Origin of the sequence: Lentilactobacillus kosonis, assembly GCF_003864335.1 — a bacterium.
Classification (GTDB): Bacteria; Bacillota; Bacilli; order Lactobacillales; family Lactobacillaceae; genus Lentilactobacillus; species Lentilactobacillus kosonis.
Window position 1 is genome coordinate 442,482 of sequence record NZ_BEXA01000002.1, and the last position, 14,155, is coordinate 456,636.

Below are 14,155 nucleotides of genomic sequence, written 5' to 3' on the forward strand. Positions count from 1 at the left end.
ACCAACTCAATTCATTCATGATTCTCAATGTACAGCATTTTTTTAGTTCGCGTCAATTTTTTAAAATGATATTCTGCACTCATAGCATCGTGCTTAGTGAAAAACTCTTCTTGATATAAAATTTCAACTGGTTTGTGAGCTCGAGTATACTTGGCACCTTTACCCGCTTGATGGGTTTTAAAACGACGTATAACATCATCAGTGTAGCCCGTATAAAGGGTGTTATCCTCACATAAAAGCACATACATGTAAAAAGACTTATCTTTCTCCATACAGCATCATCTCGATTGGCTTAGAATAATGATCACCCTCATGAACAATAATGTCATCAAGAATTTTAACACCATTATAGTGACCATCCTTAATCCCTGAAACTAAGACCATATTAGCTAATTTGCCATTGCTAGGCCTGACAAATTGCAGTGATTTAGGCTCAATCCTCTGCTCTCGCATTGTAACTAGAATGTCAGTTAACCGGTCAGGACGATGCACCATAAAAAAATTTACCATTCATTTTTAATAATTTACCAGCAGTTTCTACTACTTGGGATAGATTTGTGGTCAGTTCATGACGAGCAATAGCCAAATATTCATTTGGATTTTTTTCGGAAGTTTCGTAATTTAAGAAATATGGGGGATTAACGGTTACCACATCCACTGAATCCTTTTTGACATATTTCGTCGTATTTTTTAAATCGTCATTAATCACAGTAACCTGGTTTTTTAAATTATTTAGTTTCACACTGCGACTAGCCATGTCAGCCAAACGGTCCTGAATCTCTACTTCAAAAATATGAGCATTTGTGCGATCGCTTATGAATAACCCCACCGCCCCCATTGCCAGCACATAAATCAACGACTTTTTTAGTTTTATTTTTTGACACCGTTGCAAACTCAGCCAGTAACACTGCGTCTAATGAAAAGGAAAACACGTTGCTGCTCTGAATTATTGAGATATTTTTACTGTAAAGTTGATCAATTCGTTCATCTGCTTTTAAATAAGAGTTCATAATCATAGTTCCTTTTATATGTTAATTGTTAGATTTCCTATACTAATTTGCCAAACCATGTCTTTTTACGTAAAATAAGGCTATTAAAATAGCAAGAAAGAAGGAGACAGGATTTGTTTTATTCATTTGCTCGTGTGGTGGTCAAAATTATTTTGTTCATCATTAATGGTAACGGTCATTATATTAACAAAATCGTCTACCTAAGGGAAACTACATTCTAGTTGGTCCCCACCGAACTTGGTTTGATCCAATTTATTACGCAGTTGCTGCGAGCCCCAAAAAATTTAGTTTTATGGCTAAGAAAGAGTTATTTAAAAATCCCATTTTAAAATACATTTTAGTCCATGCTAATGCATTTCCGGTTAACCGTGAAAATCCCGGCCCATCTGCAATTAAACAGCCAGTTAGGATCTTGCGAAAACAAGATTTATCGTTAATCTTATTTCCGTCAGGAACTCGACACTCCAACGATTTAAAAGGTGGCGCTGCTTTAATTGCCCAATTGGCAAATGTGCCACTCGTACCAACCGTTTACCAGGGACCCTTAACTTTTAAGCATCTACTTTCTAGAAAAAAAGTCACTATTTCTTTCGGTGAGCCAATTTATATCGATCGTAAAACTAAGCTAGATGATGCTGCTCAAAAAAATATTGAGCAACAATTGCAGCAAGCATTTGATAGTCTAGATAAAGAAGTAAATCCTGATTTTAAATACATTGATATGTCAAAAAATAAAAAGCGTGATGAGTAAAACTCATCCCGCTTTTTATTTTTTAGTATTTTGTGACTTCATCGCGTTCATCATTTGGTGAAGTTTCTTTTGGGAAGGTTTTTGTCCCATTTGAAGCATCATTTGACGTAATTGATCTTCGCTAAATGGAGGATTTTCTTTCAAGTATCTTTCCATATAACGACGTGAAATGAAAAATCCACCAAACAAACCAGCAATTAACGCAACGATTACAATTAAAATCCAAAGCCAAGTTGCCAATGTTTCGGCCTCCTTATTTACGTATCATCAATAATCTTACACAAAAAACGTGAAAATATAAAGATAATTTAGTACAAAAACGAATTTAATATATTAGTTAGTCGTCTCGTAATCCCTTTTTGCGTTGAATTTTCTTAACTTTATCGGGAGTAACTTCCTTACCATTATCATCATAGACTTTCATCATTTCGATTTGGCTTCTAAAGTTTTCCTTGAATCTAGCAACGTATTTCTTTCTTAAATCAGACTGTTCCAGTTTTTCAATTTCAGTTAAGCCTTCGGCCTTAGCTTTCTTAGCTAATTCATTAATTCGGGGAACGATTTTCTTTAAAACTTCGTCGCCGATTTCTTCAACTGAGTGTTTCTTAGTGTTATCTTTAGTCAATTTAATTCCTCCAATGTTAAACGGGCCTTCTTCATACGAACATGTGTTTGAAAGCCTTAGTGGTTTATGTTACGATTAATGCAATAATAAAGAACGATGAGGTGTCTTCAATGAAAGCAACCCAAAGCAAACAAATAGAGATTTTACATTACATATGGGAAAAAGTAAACGAACATGGCTATCCGCCTACAGTTCGTGAAATTGGTGAGGCTGTGAATTTATCATCGACTTCAACTGTGCATGGGCACATTGCTAGATTAGAACGTAAAGGCTATCTTGTCAAAGACCCCTCGAAACCTAGAGCTCTTGAAGTCACTCCAGCCGGAATGGATGAATTAGGCATTACACCTAATCAAAAGCAGATTCCCATTTTAGGAACCGTCACCGCTGGTGAGCCAATTTTGGCAGTTGAAGAAGCAACTGATTATTTTCCATTACCAAGTTCATTAAATACTTATGACCAACCGTTATTTATGTTACAAATTCGCGGTGAAAGTATGATTAATACTGGTATTTTAGATGGCGACTACGTCATTGTCCAAAAACAATCTTCAGCAGAAAATGGTGATATTGTGATCGCTATGACCGATGAAAATGAGGCCACTTGTAAACGATTTTTCAAGGAAAGTGACCACTTCAGGTTACAACCTGAAAATGATACCATGGCCCCGATTATTTTAAACCGCGTAAGCATATTAGGCAAAGTAGTAAGCTTATTTAGAGGAGACATCTACTAGCTAATTAAGAGGAATGAATTAATAATTCATTCCTCTTTTTTAAAAATTAATATCATTAACTTGATCGCGATATGTCAACTTATCATTGAACCTACCAGTTAAAACAAATTGGGACCTGTCTTTTGACACATCGATTGTTAGTTCTGAGCTATCAAACAAACCTTGTTTATACAGCTCTTCATATTCTTTAATTGTCAGTTTTACTCGCGACTCAATAATCTGATCCATTGTTGATTTCAATTGTGATTTATCAAAGTCATTTAATTTGCCCGTAAAAATTCGCCTTGGGCACCCGAGCCATAGCTAAACAATCCGATTCTATCACCAGAAGTTAAAGTTTCTGAGTTAGCAAGCAATGAAATCAAACTCAAGTAAAGCGACCTGTATACAAATTACCCACTCTGGAGTTATAAACGATTGAATTGGCAAACTCGCCCCATATTGATTTATATTGCGGATCATGCTGATCAGCAACCGTTCTAAGGGCCTTAATGCCCATTTTAGGATAAGGCACGTGAAAAACTAAAGCAGCAAAATCATTAAGCTTTAACGAATAACGTTCTAAATACTGCTTAAATGTTCGATTGAAGAAATCAATATAGACATCATTTGAATAATGGCCATCAACTTTAGCTTCTTTTGTGTAAATAGGACGCCAAAAATCCATTATATTTTTTGAATAAAATGTGCTTTGACCATCAAAAGATATGATTTTAGGATTGTTTGAAAGTAGCATTACTACAGCCCCGCCACCCTGGGTAACTTCACCAGAAGTGTTTAAACCATATCGCGCAATATCAGCTCCCACAACTAACACTTTTCGCTTAGGATGCAACGTTAGATAGTTAATTCCCATCTGCAATCCAGCCGTGGCACCATAACACGCTTGCTTAATTTCAAATGCCCGAGCGCTACCAGAAATACCTAATAAAGACTGCAGATACATCGATGCTGCTTTAGAATTATCAATGCCTGTCTCACTACCAAAAATAATCATATCAATTAGTTCCTTGTCATCGGATGTCAAAATATCAGCGGCGGCATTCGCCGCCATCGTGACAACATCTTGAGATGGCGGAATCACCGATTGTTGTTTTTGGCCAATTCCAACCAAAAATTTGTTTGGATCTTGCCGTCTTGCATTAGCTAAATCGACCATATCAATGTAATAAGGTGCCGTATAGAACCCAATTTTTTCAATTCCCACATTCATACTGGTTCCTCCAAAAATAAAACAAACTATGGTGAAGGTTTAACCCACTCACCATAGTTTATCAGCATATGTACCTAAACAACTACTTTTTCATCTTAATTTGGTATTTCTCTTTACCACTAATTGATTCAATTGTCATACCGTCACTGAACATACCAGCATAAACAAATCCTTCGTGGACCCCACCAACTGAAACAAATGTCCATTGAACAGTTAGTCCATTATTCCCGAGAACAGAACCGCCAATTCTAACACCCGACAATTGACCAGTGCTTCCGTCTGAAAGTTCTACCTCTTGATTACCTAAATTACCATCTACATATAAAGTTAACATCTAATCTCCTACCAATCGTTTTCTAGTTTAATAATATATCATAGGAACTCAATAATTGCTATAACCCTAGCTAAGCTTTAAACTTAAATTATAAAATATCATTAGGAGGATAAACTTATGAAAATTAATATTCACCGTTCAGCTAATGATAAAATGATTGCCGGTGTCATCGGCGGAATTAGCGAACAGTATAATTGGAATTCAAATCTAGTTCGAATTTTATTTGTATTACTAGCAATTACTCCAATGTTTCCGGGAATTATCGCTTACTTAGTCCTATGGATTTTAATGCGTGATCCAGAATAGCCAATCAATTAGCGCCCAAGTTGGGCGTTTTTTAATTGGCGTTTTGCCCACCAATACCAAATTGCTAAGAAAAACAAAAAACAAAACCAAAAAAAAGTAAAAACAGCTGCAGAAATAGACTTTCGGGCAACATATTGATAACAGGATCTTTATTAGGATCAAAAATCCAATCCTCATTTCTAAATAAGACTTCGTGAAACCAAATAAACGTTTGTTCAAAATTAATTGCCATTAAAGTTATCAGCATTCCAGAAACGGTCACGGCGATTTTAATCGGGCTCATAATTAACCACCCCAGGTTGTTCTTCAATAAATGCCGGCGACATTTAATAGTTAATGGAATCAAAATTATCAATACAATATTATTGAGCATTATTAAATGTCTGACATCTCTAAAATGTAACATTCCCGCTGCAGAACTTCGAAAATACATAAATTTTAAATGACTTACAATTGGATTCTGCAAATAATTAACTATTCGAACATAGTCCTGATGCATTTGTGAAAATGATAACCCAGTTACTTCATCCAGATTTTGACTGTGCATATTAATTGTAAAAAGCCATACCGAATTAACAGTTAAAAATATCGCCAATGAAAGTGAAAATAATATAATACAAATACCAATCAGCCATTGCTTGCTAGAAATATTCTGCATTCTTTAAACTTCCCATTCATCAAGCGAATCAATTTGGAAGGTTGGCAAAATGGATTGCTTACTAACTTCATTCTTAGTTGATAATCCTGAATAAACTAGCAAAGTGTCAATTTCAGCGTTAATTCCTGCCATAATATCGGTATTGTAATTGTCACCAACCATGATCACTTCATCTCTAGTTAATCCAATTTTTTTCAATGCGTTATTAAGAATCATTGCATTTGGTTTACCAATCATCACTGACTCTTGTTGCGTAGCATGTTCTACGAATTTAACCACTGTTCCTGCCCCAGGAAGCATGCCGCGCTCCTTAGGAATGTTCGTATCGGGATTAGTGCCAATAAATGCGGAACCATTTCTTACCGCCAGCACGGCCTCGGTTAACTTTTCATAGGTTAAATCTGAATCCAAACCAACTACAACAAAATCGGGATTAACTTTGTCTAATTTAAAGCCTTTAGCCAGAATTGCTTGATATAATCCCATTTCACCAACAATATAAACTGAAGTCTTAGCAGGTTTATCAGTTTGACCTTCGATATAATCAGCCGTTGCCATTCCTGATGTGTAAACATTATCTTCACTCACATGAATGTCATGATTATCAGCCAAATCAATGACAACATCCTTAGGCAATTTGGTAGAATTGTTTGTTACAAATAAAAATGGAATCGATTGCTGTTGTAATGATTCAATAAAACGCTTTGCTGCAGGAATTCTTTTTTTACCAGCGTAGATTGTTCCGTCTAAATCGATGAAATAACCCTTATACTTATTCATGTTAATCTCCTGAGTTAATCCTTATTTTCTTTAATCACAAACTTATGCTTGGTGGATGATTTCTTTTCTTGGCTCACAGTAACGTTTCTTTCGTTTGTTAAGAGGAGCTTTTTTTGCAGTCACCTTCTGCTTAACGTAACCGTTTTTTTTGTGCATTTTTTCGTCGGTTGTTCTTGTTAGAATTATTATTTCTCTTTCTTTTTTGACTATCCTGATGGCCAGAATTGCTCCGCCGAGTAATTGGCCGAGCTTCCAAATTATGAACAACAAAATATTTGGCCCCAAAGTTGACCATTTCTAATACATAATCCGTAATTTGATTAGCAAACGGACCATCAACGTTAGCACGATCAACCTCGAAAAAGCCTTTCATTCTTAACTGATCATAACTATAATCACCAACAATATAATCATATTGACTTAAAGCTGGATTATATCGATGACGGAAATCCTCAAAATCAAACGATTCTAAAAATTTGGGATCAATTTCATATTGGTGATCGTTAACCGTAAACTCAGTATCGAACTGACGAATAATTTTGGCCATTGGAGCCTGCTGATCATTTTTTTCAGCAAGCAGTTCAACTAGCGCACTTTTTTCCAAATAATTTACCTCCATAAATAATATGCTTACTTTGTTAATGGGTAATTTTTTGCTAAGTAATCTCCAAAAACATCCCGTAAATTTTCATCATATAAAATTTCGTTTTTCCAATGATATCTAATGTTGGAAAAATGGTATGAATAAGTAGTGATCAGGCATTGCTATCTCATAAGTTTTAATTGGTGACACAGGTTCCTCATGAAATAACAGCCGACCGCCGTCATCAAACCTCAAGCCACCATAGTGAAGCAAGCCAAAATATTTACCTCTGAAGCCCATGCCTTTTTGTGGAAATTTAACTAAGAAATTACGATTTTTCTCCATTTCCTTCATCAATCTCCACAGATTATAACCATCCAACGTCACCTTCATTACATGCATTGCATGCGGCAACATCTTATGCAATTGATTACGGTCGATAACCCCTGCTGGCAAGTTAGTTATGAATAAACCAGAATTTAAAATTGCCGCTTTAGTATTCGCTTTCTCCATCAATGCATATAACCCTTCATTTACTAACCGAGAATGACCAGTCAGATGGGTATCCATGTCAGTCGAAAGCCTGGCAATTTTATTTTTTGCTAATAACCGTTCACCTTGCTGCTCATACCCATTGATTTCGGCATCGTCATCTGATAATTCAGGTAACTCAGCAGTTTTAATCACTTTAGCCTCTTTTGAAATCACCTGATGATCTTTAAGTTGTAAAGTGATTTCACCAATATAGTGGCCCCATTTTTCGGCAGCAGCCAAGAGCGACTGATTAACAACCTCGCCATGAACTAATAGATGATGGGTATGAGAACCGATAATCACGGTTAATTCCGGAAACTTACGGGCTAAAATGCGATCTTCATTAATTCCTAAGTGACTTAGTAAAATTACCATATCATATTGACCACGATTTTGCTCTAACAACTTAGGAATGACCGTTTCCGCACTGATTGGTTGCCAACCTAGTATTGGATAAGTGAGAATATACGGTGCGGTCATACCCAAGATCAATACTCGCGTTCCTTGGGTAGTTGTAATAATTTTATCAGGTTTTGCCCACGTTGGATAAGTATTATTTTGGTTATCCAAAATATTTCCCAAAACCACATCAAAATTGGCATCGGTATACAATTCATTCAACTGTTCATGACTATTAGTCAATCCTTCGTTATTACCAATGGTCACAGCATCATAATGAATCTGATTTAACAATTCAACGTTTGCACGCCCGTTGGTCACTTCAGTTAATGGATGGGCCCTATCCAAAGCATCTCCCAAGTCTACTGTGATTACCGAGTGATTGTCCTTACCTGCCAATAAAGTATCTCGTTCAGAAAGTAAAAAGCGTCTAATCTTAGGCCAATTTTCAAGATGTGAATGCAGATCATTGGTGTGTAATATGGTTAACTGTTCCTTCATCTTAACGATCACCCTCTCTTAGCAAATCAATCGCCTTTTGTTCTACTATCTTTTCAACTTGGGCAGATGATAGTGGTGCGCCGAAAGGCACTTTTTCAGAAAGATAATCAAGTTCTGGACTATCGATTCCCACATTGATATTTTCTTTAATTGGAACCGCATAGTGATGAATATGACCATGTAAATTAATAATTTGTTTTACTATTCCCATCATCATTGGATAATGAGTTAAATAATATTGACGGTGATTCATCTTAATTAACGCCCCAACGTCATGAAATTCAAATTTCATTCCATCACCAACTGGATGGTTATGCTGATTTAAATATTTAAATAGATCACGAGAATCATGATTACCCTTAATCAAAACTAATCTCCCATTAAGAGAGTCTAAGACTTCAAATATTTGCTCATATGCAGCTTTAGCTGGTCGAGTATGCAGCATGGCAATATCACCCAGGTGATATACGATATCATTTTCTCCCACAGCTTGATTCCAATTACGAATAATTGTATCATTCATTTCTTCAATATTTAAGAACGGTCGAGGTGCAAAATCACTCATTCCCAATAATTGTTCATGAAAAAATGTGTGTCCGATGTAAAGTATTGCATTTTATCGTCTCCAATGCTATTTCATACGATAATGATACCACCTGATTACGCTAGCTGTAATCTAAAACACCACTCGCCTGATAAGGTATACAAAAATGAGGTACAGGAGTGAATAATAATCCCTCGAGTACCTCATTAGTTATCATTTATTTTTATTCAACCCATTATTCATCATCTTGCTTTACCCGATCAGAAAATACTTTAAAAAGATAAAGCGCCAATAACCAAACAACTGAACCAATCAAGGCAATCAAAGTTTCAGTCTTAAAGAACAAAATTACTCCCACGAACGCTAAAAATGCCAAGACAAAGTAATCAGATAACGGATAGAGAGGCATTTTAAATTTTAAGGACTTTTCTTCATTATTGGCTTTAACTTCTTTACGATATTTTAAATGAGCAATCACAATGGATCCCCAGACAAATAAAAAACAAGTAGTAGCTACACTTGAAATAAAACTAAACACATTTCCAGGCATAAACACGCTAATAATCACCACTAACGCAATCACAAGCGTTGAAAATACGATGGCGTTAACCGGAATTTGACGTTTAGATAGGCTACCAACCTTTCGGCCAAACTTTGACTTGCTCTCGAACGTTAACGAAAACAACATTCGACCAGTTGTAAAAATGGAACTATTACATGCCGATAGTGCAGCAGTCAAAACCACAAAATTGATAATCATTGCGGCAGAGTTAATCCCAATTCCAGAGAACACTTGAACGAACGGACTACTCGTGGGCGAAACATGTTGCCATGGAAAAATGCTCATTAACGCTAATAACGAACCAACATAAAACAGAATCACCCTCATTGGAACTTCATTAATACTCTTTGGAATAATTATTTCTGGATCCTGCGTTTCAGAAGCAGTCATCCCAATCATTTCAATTCCAGCAAAGCTAAACAATACCATTTGAAATGATAGAAGAAAACCAGAAAGATGATGAGGAAACATGCCTCCCTTAGAGATGTTGCCCAATGATGCGTAACCATATGGAGTTTTGTAGTTAATAGCTACTAATACAATTCCCACAACAATCAATGCGATAATTGCCACAACTTTGATCATTGCAAACCAAAACTCGGTTTCACCAAAGGCTGCGACAGCAAAGATATTAATCAAAAATAACACAACCAATATAATCAACCCGGTTAGCCAAACTGGCATTTTGGGAAACCAATACTGAATATACAAACCTGATGCAGTGACTTCGGCCATTGCAATAGCAATCCAGCATGTCCAGTAAGTCCAACCGATCACAAAATGAGCTCGATCACCCATATATTTTTTAATAAAGTGGACAAATGAATTACTATCAACATCTGAAATTAATAGTTCACCAAGCGCCCGCATCAATAAAAAGCACGCAATTCCAGCGATTATGTATGAAAATATAATTGCTGGCCCAGCTAATTGAATCGACTGACCAGCTCCAAGAAAAAGTCCGGTACCAATCGTACCACCCAATGCAATCAACTGAACATGTCGGTTCTTTAAACCTCGCGACAGCTGTTCACCTTCACCCTTAGATTGCAAAAATCCACCTCCGAAATTATAAGCTACTTAAAGTTACCAATCCATTGTATCATTTATATTTAATAAATATCAAAAAAGCCGTGAGATTTCCTCACGACTTTCTTAATTATTCTATTTACGTAATCTTTCGATATCACGGACGATCATTAATTCCTCATCGGTTGGAATCAACAATGTCTTAACGGTAGCGTCATTTGTACTAATGTCACGTTCAACACCACGAATATTATTCTTTTCTGAATCAACTTTAATACCAAAGTATGATAATTGATCTGTCAATTCTTGGCGTAGAGTAATACTGTTTTCACCAATGCCGGCTGTAAATACTAGGGCATCAATTCCGCCCATTTCAGCAACATAACTACCAATATAACGAACTACTCGGTTCATAAACATATCCCGAGCTAAATGAGCACGGTGGTTTTCGGTCTGAGCTTCTTCGACCTCACGCATATCGGCAGAAACACCAGAAATTCCAATCAATCCTGACTTGTGATTTAAAATATCAATCATATCATCAAAGTTCGTAATGTTTTCTTTGTCCATAACGTATTGAAGTACCGAAGGATCCACATCACCTGAACGTGTTGCCATCGTAATTCCCGCAACGGGTGAAAAGCCCATTGAAGTATCATACGACTTACCATCCTTAATGGCATCGATTGATGCACCAGCACCAAGATGAAGCACAACAAGTTTTAGATCTTCCAAAGGTTTTCCAAGCATGTCAGCAGCTCTTTGTGATACATAACGGTAACTGGTACCATGAGCACCATATTTTCTTGCTTTGTGCTTTTCGTAATATTCATAAGGAAGACTGTACATATAGTTTACTTCTGGCAAAGTGGTATGGAATGACGTATCAAATACTGCCACACTGATAACATCAGGCAAGATTTTTTTAAATGCTTTAATTCCTAGCACATTAGCTGGCTCATGTAGTGGAGCAAATTCTCTTAATGATTCAATTTCTTGTAAAGTTTTGTCATCAATGATTACGGAATCAGTAAAGTATTCACCACCAGCAACTACTCGATGACCTACACCAGTAATTTCATCAAAACTTTCAAGAATTTTTAAACTAATTAACTTATCAAGCAACAATTGAATTGCTTCATCATGGTTTTTAATATCTAAAGTATCAGTATACTTTTTACCGTCACCATATTTGATTTCAACGTCAGAATTACCTAATCCAATTCTTTCGATTGCTCCAAGAGCTAATAACTTTTCGTTTGGCATCTCAAAAAGTTTAAATTTCAATGTTGAACTTCCAGCATTAATTGCGATCGATTTTCCCATAACAATAATTACTCCTCAATTCTATTTATTCATATTCTTTTTCCGCCAGTCATCAACTTCAGTAAGAAACGCTTGAACGCCCTTAGCATCTTTAAATGACGGAAATTCACCCAACATGACTGGTTCAGCTTGCTTAGCACTGCCACCAATTTTTGCAAAATCAAAATCGACTTTTGAGCCGCTTCATTAGCAAATAAATCCTTCGGTAGATTTAACAAGCCTTGTAGATAAACTTTACCCTGCATCCATTTTAGCAAAGATTTGGCCTCATCGGACTTAAAAATTGCAGATGGAACAAGAAAAATTCCAATTCCGCCATCACTTAGATGATTAGCTGCCATTTCAAGGAATAAATGGTGAACAAATGAATGCCCTTTTTCTGCTTTGGTTTCAAAGTTAGTAACATTTTCATCAATTGGATAATAGCCAATTGGTAAATCAGAAACGATCAAATCGACTTTTGGAACCATTACGTCAGTAATCGCATCTTCATGGTATAAATCAGCTTGAATTTGCTGAAGTTCAAATGATCCAGCAGCTATTTCAAACATTGCATCATCATTTTCTAACCCATATGGATGAACGCTCACATCAATATTATTTGTTAAACCATTAATTACTGTGGTTAATAAATTACCCGTTCCCATTGCGGGATCTAAGATACTCAGGGACTGGCGATTTTCCAATAATCCAGAAGCAATATAGCTAACTACATCCCCAATCGTATCTGGAGTTAACTGATAATTAGCTTGTAATCGATCCGATTTTGATACTTTTAGGATCATCATTTGCAAAGCTTTTCGCAAGGTATTAGGTTCATATTCAATTTCATCAAACTTATCAATTTCAGTTTGAATCTTTTTAGCATCAGAATCACTAAGCTCCCCACCTTGAGGCTCTCCTTCGAGAATATCACTTAATGCTTCAATTAAACCATCTATCCATGATGAATCTCTTGTATTTCTAACAACCTCAGTTATTGTGTCAAATACATTAAAAATTTTGGTAATCTGTTCATCACTCAGCTTAGTCAGCCCCTTTTCACAAGTGTTTGTACTGTTAAATACTACCAGAAAAGGGGTACTTAATTCAAGAAAGATAATAGTTCACAAACATTTACCTTCCTTGATATGATTTGATCAAATCACTGACATTAGCATGTTGTTGATAAAATCCGTTAACTTGAATAACCAAACAAAAAGTAATAATTGTCGCAAATATAATTGCTACTATTGTTAAATATCCACCCGGTTGCTTGTTAAATTTACAGATCCAACTGCGCATGACACTCTTCTCCATTGTTAAACTCCACATTTAGGCGTATGTCCCGCTGAACTTCATAAAATTTTATAACCTTAACATTATTCAGCAAAGGCACATAACCATTCTCATGTCCTGCCAGAAACACAACATCATTGACCTTTCTGAGGCGATAATTCTTTTTAGTTACTGAACTTGATAAAATAATGGCATCTTTGCTGGCTGTCTTAAACTTGAAATTAAACTTATCGCTTTCAAGTAAGCTAACTAATCGATAGAAAGAAATTTGCTGATAGTTTGATGGTTTATTAACGACCTTCAAACTTGCTAGCATAATGTTACAACCAAACAAAATAATAATCAGACTAATAATTGCTTCTGCTAAAACAAAGCCATGGTCTTGATCATTCTTGATTATCATCCCTAGCTACCTCAAATTTAGTTCTAGTATGTTCCAGTCGAACGTGGTCTTGCTGATTCTGAACATACATTTGATGATTAACCAATAAATACAAGCAACTAAATAGCGTGATAATCGTCAATCCAACTAATGAATCCACCAATGTAAATCCATCATGATTAATTCTTTTCAACGACAAATCCTCCCCACCCCAGTTGTATTTTCTGAGAATATTTTATATTTCCGTTTTTATCTAACCAATGAATTGTTCGAGGACTGGTAAATCCACCTTCCGTGATTATAATTTCCTGGTATTTATTAGGCTGAATTATTTCTGGATAAGAAATCGTAAAGTTATTCTTGTCTGAATAAAAATCACAAAATTTAATTTCATGATTTTTTCTATTCACTTGAATTTTTATTTTCTTATGGTTTAGTAAGCTACGATTCTGAGCCGACTTAAAACAACGATTGTATTCTTCGAAAAACGTCTTGCTATCCAGATGCTGGTTCTTAATTCCTACTCCTAAACTAACGGTCAATCCAATGATCATCGAGAAAATCATCAATCCAATAATACTTTCCGCCATAGTAAATCCCGCT

Annotated in this window: 16 protein-coding genes and 5 pseudogenes; 3 read left to right on the top strand and 18 right to left on the bottom strand. The window is 35.8% G+C overall.

The window, feature by feature from the left end; genetic code table 11:
• Positions 1 to 11: 11 nt before the first annotated feature.
• Both NBRC111893_RS05125 and NBRC111893_RS05130 read right to left on the bottom strand, forming a co-directional pair.
• Positions 12 to 272 (bottom strand): GIY-YIG nuclease family protein, encoded by a 261-nt coding sequence (locus NBRC111893_RS05125; protein WP_125008235.1) that lies wholly within the window; start codon positions 270 to 272, stop codon positions 12 to 14.
• Positions 259 to 1,010 (bottom strand): annotated as a pseudogene (locus NBRC111893_RS05130) (tRNA1(Val) (adenine(37)-N6)-methyltransferase). The gene NBRC111893_RS05125 and the pseudogene NBRC111893_RS05130 overlap by 14 nt, the downstream one beginning before the upstream one ends.
• Positions 1,011 to 1,123: 113 nt before the next feature.
• Here NBRC111893_RS05130 and NBRC111893_RS05135 point away from each other — a divergent pair.
• Positions 1,124 to 1,761, top strand: a pseudogene (locus NBRC111893_RS05135) (lysophospholipid acyltransferase family protein).
• A 15-nt stretch (positions 1,762 to 1,776) separates the two neighbouring features.
• Here NBRC111893_RS05135 and NBRC111893_RS05140 read toward each other — a convergent pair.
• Positions 1,777 to 2,001, bottom strand: coding sequence for a YneF family protein (locus NBRC111893_RS05140; RefSeq protein ID WP_125008236.1), 225 nt, complete (start codon positions 1,999 to 2,001; stop codon positions 1,777 to 1,779).
• 97 nt (positions 2,002 to 2,098) lie between these two features.
• Complete coding sequence (locus NBRC111893_RS05145; protein ID WP_125008273.1) at positions 2,099 to 2,347, bottom strand: DUF896 domain-containing protein; 249 nt, start codon at positions 2,345 to 2,347, stop codon at positions 2,099 to 2,101.
• A 149-nt stretch (positions 2,348 to 2,496) separates the two neighbouring features.
• On the opposite strand from NBRC111893_RS05145, the gene lexA reads away from it, so the two are divergent.
• Positions 2,497 to 3,123, top strand: coding sequence for a transcriptional repressor LexA (lexA, locus tag NBRC111893_RS05150; RefSeq protein ID WP_125008237.1), 627 nt, complete (start codon positions 2,497 to 2,499; stop codon positions 3,121 to 3,123).
• Between the two features lie 39 nt (positions 3,124 to 3,162).
• Here the strand turns inward: lexA and NBRC111893_RS05155 are convergent.
• Both NBRC111893_RS05155 and NBRC111893_RS05160 read right to left on the bottom strand, forming a co-directional pair.
• A pseudogene (locus NBRC111893_RS05155) lies at positions 3,163 to 4,336 on the bottom strand (hydroxymethylglutaryl-CoA synthase).
• A gap of 82 nt (positions 4,337 to 4,418) precedes the next feature.
• Positions 4,419 to 4,670, bottom strand: a complete 252-nt coding sequence (locus NBRC111893_RS05160) for a hypothetical protein (RefSeq protein ID WP_125008238.1) — start codon at positions 4,668 to 4,670, stop codon at positions 4,419 to 4,421.
• 117 nt (positions 4,671 to 4,787) lie between these two features.
• Between NBRC111893_RS05160 and NBRC111893_RS05165 the strand changes: the two genes are divergently transcribed.
• Positions 4,788 to 4,976: a PspC domain-containing protein gene (locus NBRC111893_RS05165; RefSeq protein WP_125008239.1), complete on the top strand. Its 189-nt coding sequence runs from the start codon at positions 4,788 to 4,790 to the stop codon at positions 4,974 to 4,976.
• Between the two features lie 64 nt (positions 4,977 to 5,040).
• On the opposite strand, the gene NBRC111893_RS05170 is transcribed toward NBRC111893_RS05165, so the two are convergent.
• From NBRC111893_RS05170 to NBRC111893_RS05220, 12 genes and pseudogenes are all read right to left on the bottom strand, one after another.
• Positions 5,041 to 5,634: a TIGR01906 family membrane protein gene (locus tag NBRC111893_RS05170; protein ID WP_225417597.1), complete on the bottom strand. Its 594-nt coding sequence runs from the start codon at positions 5,632 to 5,634 to the stop codon at positions 5,041 to 5,043.
• Positions 5,635 to 5,637: 3 nt separating this feature from the next.
• Positions 5,638 to 6,414 (bottom strand): TIGR01457 family HAD-type hydrolase, encoded by a 777-nt coding sequence (locus NBRC111893_RS05175; protein WP_125008240.1) that lies wholly within the window; start codon positions 6,412 to 6,414, stop codon positions 5,638 to 5,640.
• Between the two features lie 130 nt (positions 6,415 to 6,544).
• Entirely contained in the window at positions 6,545 to 7,018 is a 474-nt protein-coding gene (locus NBRC111893_RS05180) for a YutD-like domain-containing protein (RefSeq protein ID WP_160114447.1), read from the bottom strand.
• A 117-nt stretch (positions 7,019 to 7,135) separates the two neighbouring features.
• A complete protein-coding gene (locus tag NBRC111893_RS05185; protein ID WP_439957173.1) occupies positions 7,136 to 8,431 on the bottom strand; it encodes a bifunctional metallophosphatase/5'-nucleotidase in 1,296 nt (431 codons plus the stop codon).
• A 1-nt stretch (position 8,432) separates the two neighbouring features.
• Positions 8,433 to 9,046 (bottom strand): annotated as a pseudogene (locus tag NBRC111893_RS05190) (metallophosphoesterase).
• Between the two features lie 164 nt (positions 9,047 to 9,210).
• On the bottom strand, positions 9,211 to 10,590 hold the full coding sequence (locus NBRC111893_RS05195) for an amino acid permease (protein ID WP_125008242.1): 1,380 nt from the start codon (positions 10,588 to 10,590) through the stop codon (positions 9,211 to 9,213).
• A 111-nt stretch (positions 10,591 to 10,701) separates the two neighbouring features.
• Positions 10,702 to 11,892 (bottom strand): acetate/propionate family kinase, encoded by a 1,191-nt coding sequence (locus tag NBRC111893_RS05200; protein ID WP_125008243.1) that lies wholly within the window; start codon positions 11,890 to 11,892, stop codon positions 10,702 to 10,704.
• Positions 11,893 to 11,921: 29 nt separating this feature from the next.
• Entirely contained in the window at positions 11,922 to 12,698 is a 777-nt protein-coding gene (locus NBRC111893_RS05205; RefSeq protein WP_225417598.1) for a class I SAM-dependent methyltransferase, read from the bottom strand.
• Positions 12,699 to 12,725: 27 nt separating this feature from the next.
• Positions 12,726 to 12,995, bottom strand: a pseudogene (locus NBRC111893_RS12115) (hypothetical protein); the annotation flags it as partial.
• A gap of 161 nt (positions 12,996 to 13,156) precedes the next feature.
• Positions 13,157 to 13,573, bottom strand: coding sequence for a ComGF family competence protein (locus NBRC111893_RS05210; RefSeq protein ID WP_125008244.1), 417 nt, complete (start codon positions 13,571 to 13,573; stop codon positions 13,157 to 13,159).
• Positions 13,557 to 13,745, bottom strand: coding sequence for a type II secretion system protein (locus NBRC111893_RS05215; protein ID WP_125008245.1), 189 nt, complete (start codon positions 13,743 to 13,745; stop codon positions 13,557 to 13,559). The genes NBRC111893_RS05210 and NBRC111893_RS05215 overlap by 17 nt, the downstream gene beginning before the upstream one ends.
• A complete protein-coding gene (locus NBRC111893_RS05220; protein ID WP_125008246.1) occupies positions 13,732 to 14,142 on the bottom strand; it encodes a hypothetical protein in 411 nt (136 codons plus the stop codon). Before NBRC111893_RS05220 ends, NBRC111893_RS05215 begins: the two co-directional genes overlap by 14 nt.
• Positions 14,143 to 14,155 lie beyond the last annotated feature (13 nt).

What these genes read in the sequence shown, in the direction of transcription:
- NBRC111893_RS05125 (WP_125008235.1), bottom strand. Translation starts at nt 272, where the DNA reads ATGGAGAAAGATAAGTCTTTTTACATGTATGTGCTTTTATGTGAGGAT.
- lexA (WP_125008237.1), top strand. Translation starts at nt 2,497, where the DNA reads ATGAAAGCAACCCAAAGCAAACAAATAGAGATTTTACATTACATATGG.
- NBRC111893_RS05160 (WP_125008238.1), bottom strand. Translation starts at nt 4,670, where the DNA reads ATGTTAACTTTATATGTAGATGGTAATTTAGGTAATCAAGAGGTAGAA.
- NBRC111893_RS05165 (WP_125008239.1), top strand. Translation starts at nt 4,788, where the DNA reads ATGAAAATTAATATTCACCGTTCAGCTAATGATAAAATGATTGCCGGT.
- NBRC111893_RS05170 (WP_225417597.1), bottom strand. Translation starts at nt 5,634, where the DNA reads ATGCAGAATATTTCTAGCAAGCAATGGCTGATTGGTATTTGTATTATA.
- NBRC111893_RS05175 (WP_125008240.1), bottom strand. Translation starts at nt 6,414, where the DNA reads ATGAATAAGTATAAGGGTTATTTCATCGATTTAGACGGAACAATCTAC.
- NBRC111893_RS05185 (WP_439957173.1), bottom strand. Translation starts at nt 8,431, where the DNA reads ATGAAGGAACAGTTAACCATATTACACACCAATGATCTGCATTCACAT.
- NBRC111893_RS05200 (WP_125008243.1), bottom strand. Translation starts at nt 11,892, where the DNA reads ATGGGAAAATCGATCGCAATTAATGCTGGAAGTTCAACATTGAAATTT.
- NBRC111893_RS05210 (WP_125008244.1), bottom strand. Translation starts at nt 13,573, where the DNA reads ATGATAATCAAGAATGATCAAGACCATGGCTTTGTTTTAGCAGAAGCA.
- NBRC111893_RS05220 (WP_125008246.1), bottom strand. Translation starts at nt 14,142, where the DNA reads ATGGCGGAAAGTATTATTGGATTGATGATTTTCTCGATGATCATTGGA.